Here is an 11,247-nt window from a genome sequence, read left to right as displayed (position 1 = left end):
TTTTTCTTCCCTGGATCCCATTTCCTCTTCCCCTTCCTTCTTTCCTCATGATTTTCACAGAAAAGCATTGAAAAGTCATACTATTGATAATATAATGCTTTTTAGTGAATAAAATTCACTAAAAAGTACGGGGTTGAAGAAATAAGGAGACATTTAAATTTTTCGAAATCATGAATGAAGTGGGGTAAAAAGCTCTTCAAAAGTCTATGATAGCTTTGCTGGAGCAACGCCTGCACAAAAAAATATTGAAAAAGTCATAGTATTAATAATATAATATATTTAGTGAACCACATTCACTAAATATGCAGGATTAAACAAAAGGAGGAAATTTGAAGTTTTCAAAATTATTAATGAAGGGAGGTGAAAAACGAGTGGAGGCTAAAAAACAAGCGGAACCCCCAAAAAAATCTTCAACTTCTTATGGGAACGTCGCTCATGCTTTAGACATTCTACTAGCTTTTAAAGGTAAAAGCGAATTTACTTTAGCTGAAATATCCGAATCTTTAGGTATTAGAAAAAGCTATTTGCTAAAAATATTAGAAAACTTAAAGGAAAAAAGATTTATTGTTCAGGATCCCGATACAGGAAAATATCAATTGGGTTTAGCCTGTCTTGAATTAGGAAATGCATTCGAAAAACGTTTGGATATTCGTAAAGTTACCCATCCTTCGCTTGTAGAATTAGCTAAAGTCACAGATGAATTAGTGCACTTTGGTGTGCTAGATGGCGATGTTGTAGTTCTGCTGGATCGAGTTGTTGCGAATGATTCATCCTTACGATTACAATTTCACTTATCATTAACATCACCGCCATATTCGACGGCACTTGGGAAGGTCTTATTGGCCTTCAGTGATGAAGCTAAAGTTGAACAATATCTTTCAACGACAAAACTGGAACCATACACTTCGCACACAACCGTTGATCCTGATATGCTCCGGCTGGAGTTAGCTCAAATTCGGAAGACTGGCTACTATCTATCTTATGAAACCTTTGAAAGTGGAATTTCATGTATATCTGCTCCTGTTTTTGCTAAAAACGGGGTAATCAGGGCGGCTATCAGTATTTGTGCACCTACAATTCGAATTATGTCCAAAGAAAAAGAGTTGCTTAAACATCTGCTTGAAACTACTTCCAGGGTATCAAGCAACTTAGGATATGACATTAAGAATGAGGTGGGAGAATCAATGAATTAACACATGCTAATTTAATAAAAAAAAGAGGCGCCTTTTCCTTACAATGGCAAGCGACCAAACTCCCCATATGAAAGGATGCGACCTCTGAACAAGTATACCACACTTCGACTGAAGAAATTAAAAATATTTTAGCACAATATGACTTATATACTTCTTTTTTAGCTTTTAAAGAGGGAGGAGTACTATGACTCAAGTTCAAACGGTAGATCAAACGGAAGTTTCTAGAGAAGTTTCCAAAAAACAGGCAAATAAAGCATTATTAGCAAGTATGGTCGGAAGCTCAATTGAGTGGTTTGATTTTTTTCTTTATGGGTCATTGGCTTCGCTGGTGTTTAATAAACTGTTTTTTCCGAGTCATGATCCGGTAGTTGGGTTGTTGCTTTCTTATCTATCGTTTGGGCTTTCATTTTTCATTCGCCCGCTAGGTGGAATTGTTTTTAGTCATATTGGCGATAAGATCGGGAGAAAGAAAACGCTTATATTAACTTTATCGCTAATGGGCGGGGCTACCTTTTTGATTGGTTTATTACCTGATTATAACGCTATCGGGATATGGGCACCTATTTTACTGGTCGTGCTGCGTTTATGCCAGGGCCTTGGCATCGGTGGGGAGTGGGGCGGTTCTGTGCTATTGGCGGTAGAATATGCAAAAAAAGAGAACCGCGGGTTTTTTGGAAGTATTCCGCAACTGGGCGTACCCATCGGAATGCTGCTCGGAACACTGGCTATCTCACTGACGAGTGCTTTGCCGGAAGATCAATTTCTCGCATGGGGCTGGCGTTTACCGTTTCTCCTGAGTGCTGTGCTTATTTTTCTGGGTCTTTGGATTCGTAACGGTATTGATGAAACGCCAACTTTCAAAGAAGCAAAAGAGAGTGGCAACATCGCCAGGGTGCCGCTTGTCGCAACTTTCCGTTATCACTGGAAGGCTGTGTTATTAACTGTAGGGGCTAAATTTATAGAAACGGGACCATACTATATTTTTGCAACCTTTGTAATCGCTTACTCAACCCAATACCTTGGGTATGATACGGTTACTGTACTTAATGCAGTGGCAATTGCTAATTTAGTAACAGTAATCATGATCCCTTGTATGGGGAAACTGTCTGATAAAATCGGCAGAAAGCCTTTATATATCGGCGGAACTGTTGGCATGATACTGTTTGCCTTCCCGTATTTTTATCTGTTATCCCTAAAGTCTGCCGTATGGTTAACGATAGCGACCATTATCGCGATAGGAATTATTTGGGCACCGATTGAGGCTGTGATGGGAACGATGTTCTCGGAAATCTTTAGCACAAATGTACGTATGACTGGCATTTCTGTGGGGAATCAGATAGGTGCTGCCGTGTTCGGTGGTACAGCGCCGATGATCGCACTCGCATTGCTTAACGCTTTCAATGATTCCTGGATCCCTATCGCTATTTATATTATTCTTGCAGGTGTCATTTCTCTTATTTCGCTTGCTTTGATGCGGGAAACAAAGGATATAGAATTATCATAAAAATATAAACAGTCAAATATCCACATTAAACATAATCTTGGCACATTTACATTGTGAACTATCCAAAAAGGAGTGAATATATTGTCATCAATTTTTTTACCAGTAAGAATTGAATTTGGAATTGATAGTAGCACGCGGGTTGGTAGTGAATTTAGTTCACTAAAGTGCAAGAAGGTAATGGTTGTTTCTGACAAAGGAGTTATCGATTCCGGATTGCTAGAGGGAATCACAAAAAGTATTGCTGAAAACAATATAGAAATTGCGTTATATGACGGAGTTCTACCAGATCCTAATATAGAATGTGTAGAAAATGCAAAGAATTTTTATATTTCGGAGAAGTGTGATGGTATTTTAGCAGTGGGAGGCGGAAGTTCCATTGATACCGCCAAGGCAGCCGGGATGTTAGTTACAAATCAAGAACCAATTACGAACATGGCTGGAGTAGGTAATGTTAAAAATCAACTTCCACCGTTAATTACTATACCGACAACATGTGGTACGGGATCTGAAGTAACCAATGTAACGGTAGTCACAGATGAAAATCATTTTAAAATGCCTATTGTTTCATCATACTTAATTCCTAAAGTAGCCATTTTGGATCCGAGCTTACTTCTCAGTCTTCCGCCTAAGTTGGTTGCTTCCACCGGTATGGATGCTTTAACCCACGCCATTGAAGCTTTAACCAACAATATTCAAAATTGGTATGCGGATTCGTGTGCTTTGGAAGCTATTCGTCTCATAGGAAAATCTTTACGACCTGCAACAGCGAATGGAAACATTACAGATCTTAGCCAGATGTTATATGCTAGCACACTGGCAGGCGTCGCCTTTACCATATCCCGCCTGGGCTTGGTTCATGCCATGTCGCATCCTATCAGCGGTTTAGCTGGCGTTCCGCATGGTGTTGCTAATGCCGTTTTATTACCTTATGTTATGTCCTTTAATTCAATAGGTAATCCACAGGGGTATGCAATGGTTGCCGATGCATTAGGGGTCCAAAAACAGGAAAATGAGATAGCTGCCGCACGGGCTGGAGTAGAGGAAGTAATAAAATTAAATCATCAGCTTGGTATTCCAAAATCTTTCAAAGAACTGGGAGTTAATGAAGAGCTGATTCCTCAGATGATTGAGGATACATTCAAAAGCGGGAATGTCGCTATAAATCCAAGACGAGTAACGAAAAATGATGTTGAACAAATTTATAAAAAATCATTCTCCGGGGAGAGCCCGCTTGGATTTATGGAGTGAAAGGAAATCAGGAATAAATAAAGTTTTTAATAGCTATTTTTAGTGAAATACAATCCTTAGAAAGGAGTTGGTCTGATGGAAAAAACGCTAATTGAAGAAGCTTATAATCAAATTCTTGAAGGTATCAAAGCAACAGCGAATGGCGCCGGCAATCAATTTCCCCATTATGCTGATAGCAAAACAGGCGAATGGGTTTATAGCCCATATGGTGACTGGACAGGAGGCTATTGGAATGGTATGAATTGGCTGGCCGCTGCCGCAACAAAAGATGCTCTTTATCACAATTGGGCTCAAAAATGGACTGAACTATTGAAAAAACGAATTGAATCGAAAACGGTTTTCCGTGGGTATCTTTTTTATTACGGTGCGGCTCTTGGGAGCATTCTGGTCGGAGACCAAATGGCGAAGGATATAGCCATAAGTGCAGCTAGATCGATTGTTTCCCAGTATAACCCAAAGGCACGGCTTATCCCTCTCGGTGATGAGGCGGAAGAAGCAAGTAGTGTTGGCAATACGGAAACGAATATTGACGGTGTAAGTGCATCACCCTTGTTACTCTGGGCCTCTCGGGAAACAGGTGATAGTTCATTGGCGGAAATCGCTATAAATCATGCATTGCAGCACGTAGAGTTATGTGTGCGAAGTGACGGATCGGTTTGTCAATCCGCTACGTTTGATCAATCAGGCAACTTGCTTAAACGTTACACACATAAAGGGTATAGTGATGAAAGTACATGGGCACGCGCGCAGGCTTGGGCAATGATTCATTACACTGCAGCGTATCAATGGGCTTCCCGTGAAAAGAAGTTGTTGGATACTGCTATTTTAGTATCGGATTGGTGGGTTCATCATCTCCCGGATGACGGTGTAGCTTTTTGGGATTTCGATGATCCTGCAATACCGGATACGAATCGTGACACATCCGCTACAGCAATTGCTGCTTCTGCGTTGTTGAAGTTAAGTCATCTTGTAGAAGATGAGGATCGCAGCAAGACTTATCGCTCTATTGCGCTTAAGTCAGTTCATCAATTAATTTCGAATTATTTAACTCCAACGTCTGAGGAAGACAGAAGACGGCCAGGCATGTTATTAGGGGGATGTTTTAACAAAAAATTGGGTGTTGCGGTAGACAGTGAACTCATTTGGGGAGATTATTATTTGTTTGAATGTTTAAGTGGTTTGCTGGGGTATACGCGCCCCAACATGTTCTAACGTGTGCCCTTTCGGAAGAAGTTAAAAGGATGAAGCGGTAGGAGTTATATATAGATGACAGGAGGAAAAATAATGCGTTATTTAAATTATATTGATGGACAATGGAAAGAACCGGTTTCAGGAGAGTATAAAGTAAATTTCAGTCCGCATAATCAAGAGAATTTGGGAGAATTCCCATTAAGTACGGCAGAAGATGCACAGGAAGCGATTGCAGCGGCAAAGAAAGCATTTTCGTCCTGGAAGAGACTTTCATTTCAGCAGCGTGCCGCATACTTGCAAAAAGCGGCTGAGATTTTAAAAGCGAATCTGCAGGAAGTGGGCCGCGACCTTACGCTGGAAGAAGGAAAGACACTAGCAGAAGGTATCGGAGAAACACAGCGTGCGATTAGCATTCTTGAATATTACGCGGCGGAAGCACGTCAGCCTTTGGGGCAAGTCATTCCGTCTGTGAATGCAGAGACATTCTTGTATACAACGCGTGTACCGGTAGGTCCAATCGGATTGATCACTCCATGGAATTTCCCGATTGCGATTCCAATGTGGAAGATAGCTCCAGCACTCATTTATGGAAATACTGTGGTGATTAAACCGTCCGACATTACGCCAAAATGTGTATACCATATAATGAATGCTTTTGATAAAGCGGAGTTGCCGGCAGGTGTCCTCAACTGTGTATTCGGCAGAGGCTCTGTAGTCGGTGCGGAATTGGTTGAGAATCCAGGTATTAAAGCGATTTCGTTTACTGGCTCCAATCAAGTCGGACTCCAAATTCAAAACCAGGCAACGGCCAGGGGTAAAAAAGTTCAGTTAGAAATGGGCGGGAAAAATCCACTCATCGTTTTGTCTGATGCGGACGTGAATAAAGCGGTTGAAATAGCCGTTAGTGGCGCATTCAGATCTACTGGCCAGAAGTGTACTGCAACGAGCCGTGTCATTGTTGAAGAAGGTATTTACGAACTATTCCGCGACCGACTCGTCGAACGCACGAAAGAGTTGAAAGTGGGCAACCCTCTTGATCACGACACATATATGGGTCCGGCCGTATCCAAAGAACAGCGGGATGGTGTGCTGGCAATGATTGAAGCCGGAAAGGCAGAAGCGACGCTCCTGTACGGAGGTGAAATTCCGGCAGACGAGGATCTTGCAAAGGGTTTCTATGTACAACCCACTATTTTTGAGAATGTATCCCGTGATGCCCGCATTGCGCGCGAAGAAATTTTCGGACCTGTCATAGCACTCTTTAAGGCCAAGGATTACGAGGAAGCGATAGAGATTGCCAATGATACAGAATTTGGCTTAAGTGCGGCTATTTGTACGAACAACCTTACGCTAGCGGAGCGGTTCATTGCAGACATTGAAGCGGGTATTGTGCACGTAAATTCGGAAACAGCGGGCGCAGAGCCTCAGGTGCCGTTCGGCGGTTGCAAGAATTCCAGCACGGGCTCCCGTGAGCAGGGCAAAACTGCCATTGAATTTTATACCCAGGTAAAGACCGTCTACAAGGACCGGATGTAGTGCGATGTCTGAAGCAGACAACGGACTCTATTAAAAACGAGGGAATTTACCTTTAACTGAATAAACAGAAAACGTTTATTTTATGGGAGGGGGTATAGATTGTGAAAATTTTAGAGGGGATTACCATACTTGATTTGACGGGGCTTGTCCCCGGGCCATTTGCGAGTATGCTTCTTGCTGATTATGGAGCAGAAGTAATCAAGATTGAACGGCCTGGTATCGGAGAAACAGGACGAAAACTTGAACCGCTGGTTGACGGTTCCGGTCGATTGTTTGAGATGCTGAACCGTAATAAAAAAAGTATTACGCTTAACCTTAAATCTCCGGAGGGAAAGGAGATTTTCAAAAAGCTGGCTAAACAATCAGATGTTATTATCGAAGGGTTTCGGCCAGGAGTAATGGATCGTCTCGGTTTGGGATACAAAGACATTTCCGATATTAATGAGCGTATTATCTACTGCTCATTGAGCGGTTTTGGTCAAACCGGCCCTCTAAAGGATTTGGCGGCCCATGATATTAATTATGCAAGCTATTCAGGTTTTTTGGGCATGAATGTAACTCCTGAGGGAACAATTAGTATGCCGGGTTCATTGCTAGGGGATATAGCGGGAGGTTATTTGCCCGCTACGATTTCCATCTTGTTGGCGATCATAGGCCGAGAACGCAAGGGTGTTGGACAATTTGTTGATGTCTCAATAGCCGATGGATTGATTTCCCTTTTATTGCCAGCGTTAGCAGAATATCTTGATCAAGGGGAAAAGTTCAATCCTTCCAGCACCTGGTTCACAGGGGCATGGGCGAGCTATAACGTGTATCAAACAAGAGACGGAAAGTATGTATCCATCGGACCGTTGGAAGAGAAATTCTGGCATTCATTCTGCCAGTATATCGATCGTCCCGACTTTATCGATATTCAATTTGATCCTGAAAGACAAGAAGAAATGAAATCAGAGATTTCAAATTTCTTTAAACAGCGGGACAGAGATACGGCTATCCAGGAAATGATACAAATGGATATACCTGGCGCTCCTGTACTGTCTATTGAAGATGTAGTTAATAGCGATTGGGTAAAGGAACGGAATTTATTGTTTGAGAGAAAAGGGAAGGACGGCGGCCGGATTATTGAACTGGGTTCACCGTTTAAGTTAAGCAAAACCCCGGCGGAATATAATACGTTACCTCCTGAACTCGGGCAGCATAATGTAGAGATCTTATCAAGAATAGGCCTGACTTCTTCGGAAATAGCGGAATTACAGGAAAAAGGGGTAATCTGAAATTTCTACTGAAACATTGTCCGTGCGTGCTTTAGATAGCCAATCGGCTAATTGAAGACAATTAGCTAAAGATAACTTTTCCTTTAATTAAATACAAATAATTTTACATTTTAACCCATTTGTGGAGGGAGATTTGTTATGTTATTAGAATTAACCCAGGAGCAAAAAATGCTCCAAAGTGTAGTACGAGATTATGTAGAGGAAAAAATTTCGCCTGAGATTGATAAATACGTTCATAGCAGTAAATTTCCTACAGAGATGATCAAGGGATTGGCTGAAATTGGAGTTTTTGGGATTCCTTATCCAGAGGAATATGGTGGAATGGGAGAAGGGATGGTTTCTTTTGCTTTGGCACTTGAGGAGATATCACGGGTCGATGCTTCCGTTTCAGCTATTGTCATGGCAAATAGTTCACCAGCCACTTTAATCAACCTGTTTGGTACAGAAGAACAAAAGCAGAAATGGTTAACCCCAATGATTACGGGAGGGTTTATCGGATCAATTGGCTTAACCGAGGCAAACGGTGGCTCGGATGCAGCCGCTATGAATACAAAAGCAGAGAAAGTTGACGGGGGCTGGGTCATCAACGGCAGCAAGCTGTTTATTACAAATGCGGGAAATGAACTTAACGGAGTTGCTGTCATTGCTGCGGTAACTGGAAAAAGAGATGGCAAAACGCTAACAAGCAGTTTTATTGTTCCTCGAAATACGGCTGGCTATACAGTGGGACCAAAAATTGAAACGATTGGTTGGCAGGCAGCAGATAGCCGTGAACTTGTTTTTGAAGATGTATTTCTTCCCGATGATTGTCTGCTTGGAGAAGAGGGTTCAGGAGTAAGGCAATTGCTTACTTCCATCACGTATGGGCGAATTAGTATAGCGGCATGTGCTTTGGGTGTTGCTCAGGGAGCATATGAAGCAGCTCTGGAATATGCCAAAGCCAGAGAAGCTTTTGGTCAACCTATTTCCAAGTATCAAGGCATTTCCTTTAAGCTGGCCGATATGGCAACCCAAATTGATGCTGCAAGACTTATGGTATACAGAGCTGCAAAACTTGCGGATATGAAACAAGATTTCCGGAAAGAAAGCTCAATGGCAAAATTATTTGCTACAGAGACTGCCATGTCCGTTGTTCATAAGGCAATCCAAATTCATGGGGGAATAGGATTGTCAAAAGAACATCGTATCTCCAAAATGCTGGGGGATGCCAAGCTGCTGGAAATTGTGGAAGGTACCTCAGAGATTCAAAGGATGTTTATTGCACGTCTTTTGGGTTGTTAAATTTTCAGAACCATATAATTAAATTTAATAAAATAATGTTGTGAAATAATCGCAATATTATCGATTATTTAACCTGACGAGAGAATATACGAAAATATTTAAATTTATTTTCTTCAGGGTAACTTCAGTTAGATAGGGGGAAACTCGCTCAGCAGGAAATTAACGGTATACCCAGGTTTTTGGAAGAGCTGGGAGTTAATGAAGAGCTGTTTCCCCATATGATTGAAGAAAGTGAAAGGGGTGTAAGGATGAGTAAAATCTATTCGATGGAAGACGCTATCAAAAAATATGTAAATGATGGTGACATGATCTATCTCGGCGGCTGGCAGGGAAGCGTTCCATACGCTGCCGCGCATGAGATTATAAGGCAAAATAAACGCAATCTTAAACTGATTGCGGGGGCAAGCTGTGAAGTAGGAGATCACCTGGTGGCAGCAGGTTGTGTAAATGAAGCTTACATCAGCTGGATTGGGAACGATGCCACGAAAGGAAGCCATGCGATACGTAGAGCGTGGCAAGAAGGGATTCCTCAAAAGCTGGAGATTTATGATTTTAATAATATGGCCATTATATCCATGTTATTGGGTGGATATTATAACCTTCCCTTTGTTCCGCTTAAAGGCATGGTAGGATCTGATATGATTGAAAACAATTCTATCGTACGCTTTACAACCGATCCTTTTTCGAATGAGGACAATAAGCAAATTCCCGTAGTCCCGGGTATTCAACCGGATGTTGCAATTCTGCACGTGCAACGGTCCGATCTCCATGGAAATTCCCATCGATGGGGGGTTTTATCGTTCGATCATCTGGCTGGTATGGCTGCGAAAAAAGTAATTATTACCTGTGAAGAATTGGTTTCATCGGATCTGATCCGTAGCGATCCTAATAGAACAATGATTCCAGGTATCAAGGTGGCAGCAGTTGTCCATGAACCCTGGGGGGCTCATCCTGCACATATGCCGGGTTATTATGAAGCGGATTGGGATTACCGTTTGAACATTTCCGGGGAAGCATCCAGGAAGTTAGAAACCCATGAATCGTATCTGGAAGAATGGGTGTATGGAGTGAAAGATCGGAAGGAATATCTTGAGCATTATGTCGATCGATTCGGATATAGTCAGCTGGAGAAGTTGCGATTGAAAGATCCAATTCTTAGTCCCTCGGTTAATTATGGTTGGAGGTAATATCATGACAACAAAAACCAAGCAAGCATTTTCATTGAATGAACTAATGTGTGTAATTGCTTCACGGCAACTTCATAATAAAGAAATTGTTTTTGCCGGATACGGGTTACCATTAGTTGCAACCTATTTGGCTCAATGTACTCATGCTCCTGAACTTGTGTTTATAACAGAAACGGGAAATGTTAGATCAACGCCTCCGTTCTCATTGCCACGGGCTGTGGATGATCTCACTTTGAGTGCAAATTCTGATATGGCTACGGGACTGCCGGAAGTAACAGCCATGCTTGTTCGCGGGGAAATTAACGTAGGTTTTCTTGGAGGGGCACAGATTGACCGTTTTGGAAATCTCAACTCTACAGTTATTGGATCCTATAAAAACCCCAGGGTTCGATTGATGGGAAGCGGAGGAGCTAATGATATAGCAACATTTGCACAACGAACAATCATAATATTGGATCAGACCCGGCCCGGACGATTCGTTGAACGAGTCGATTATAATACCTCGCCGGGATACTTGACTGGCCCGGGGGAGAGAGAAAAAGCAGGATTTCCTGAGAATACGGGACCTTCATGTGTCGTTACTAATAAAGGAGTATATAAGTTTGACGATCATAGTAAAGAAATGTATCTGGCTTCGTATCATCCAGGTGTAACGATTGAGGAAATCAAGGAACTGGTTTCATGGGATTTGAAAATTGCTGAGGACGTACATGAAACCCCAATGCCTACCGAAGAGGAATTGGAATTATTGAGGGTCAAAATAGATCCGAATAGATTTTATATTTAATAATGATATAAGGGAGAATTTTTAGCATGAACATTCTTGTATGTTT

General features: G+C 41.9%; 9 protein-coding genes. All 9 read left to right on the top strand.

Features of this window, described 5'->3' with window-relative positions:
• Nucleotides 1-329: 329 nt before the first annotated feature.
• The 9 genes from ADA01nite_RS07460 (at nt 330) to ADA01nite_RS07420 (ending at nt 11,201) form a co-directional block, all read left to right on the top strand.
• The gene (locus ADA01nite_RS07460) at nt 330-1,193 is read left to right on the top strand and encodes an IclR family transcriptional regulator (protein WP_246147259.1); all 864 of its coding nucleotides are present in this window, start codon (nt 330-332) and stop codon (nt 1,191-1,193) included.
• 184 nt (nt 1,194-1,377) lie between these two features.
• The gene (locus ADA01nite_RS07455; RefSeq protein ID WP_146809319.1) at nt 1,378-2,697 is read left to right on the top strand and encodes an MFS transporter; all 1,320 of its coding nucleotides are present in this window, start codon (nt 1,378-1,380) and stop codon (nt 2,695-2,697) included.
• Between the two features lie 81 nt (nt 2,698-2,778).
• The gene (locus ADA01nite_RS07450) at nt 2,779-3,945 is read left to right on the top strand and encodes an iron-containing alcohol dehydrogenase family protein (RefSeq protein ID WP_170230187.1); all 1,167 of its coding nucleotides are present in this window, start codon (nt 2,779-2,781) and stop codon (nt 3,943-3,945) included.
• A gap of 75 nt (nt 3,946-4,020) precedes the next feature.
• Complete coding sequence (locus ADA01nite_RS07445; protein WP_146809317.1) at nt 4,021-5,157, top strand: glycoside hydrolase family protein; 1,137 nt, start codon at nt 4,021-4,023, stop codon at nt 5,155-5,157.
• A gap of 72 nt (nt 5,158-5,229) precedes the next feature.
• The gene (locus tag ADA01nite_RS07440) at nt 5,230-6,672 is read left to right on the top strand and encodes an aldehyde dehydrogenase family protein (RefSeq protein WP_146809316.1); all 1,443 of its coding nucleotides are present in this window, start codon (nt 5,230-5,232) and stop codon (nt 6,670-6,672) included.
• 101 nt (nt 6,673-6,773) lie between these two features.
• Nucleotides 6,774-7,946: a CaiB/BaiF CoA transferase family protein gene (locus tag ADA01nite_RS07435; RefSeq protein WP_170230186.1), complete on the top strand. Its 1,173-nt coding sequence runs from the start codon at nt 6,774-6,776 to the stop codon at nt 7,944-7,946.
• Nucleotides 7,947-8,084: 138 nt separating this feature from the next.
• Nucleotides 8,085-9,227 carry an acyl-CoA dehydrogenase family protein gene (locus ADA01nite_RS07430; protein WP_146809314.1) on the top strand — a complete coding sequence of 381 codons (1,143 nt, stop codon included), beginning with the start codon at nt 8,085-8,087 and terminating at the stop codon, nt 9,225-9,227.
• 248 nt (nt 9,228-9,475) lie between these two features.
• Nucleotides 9,476-10,414 (top strand): CoA transferase subunit A, encoded by a 939-nt coding sequence (locus ADA01nite_RS07425; RefSeq protein WP_170230185.1) that lies wholly within the window; start codon nt 9,476-9,478, stop codon nt 10,412-10,414.
• 4 nt (nt 10,415-10,418) lie between these two features.
• Nucleotides 10,419-11,201, top strand: coding sequence for a CoA-transferase subunit beta (locus ADA01nite_RS07420; RefSeq protein ID WP_170230184.1), 783 nt, complete (start codon nt 10,419-10,421; stop codon nt 11,199-11,201).
• Nucleotides 11,202-11,247: the final 46 nt, after the last annotated feature.

The organism is Aneurinibacillus danicus (assembly GCF_007991215.1).
GTDB lineage: Bacteria > Bacillota > Bacilli > Aneurinibacillales > Aneurinibacillaceae > Aneurinibacillus > Aneurinibacillus danicus.
Note: the sequence above shows the minus strand (reverse complement) of the source record. Positions and strands in the feature narration are given on the sequence as shown.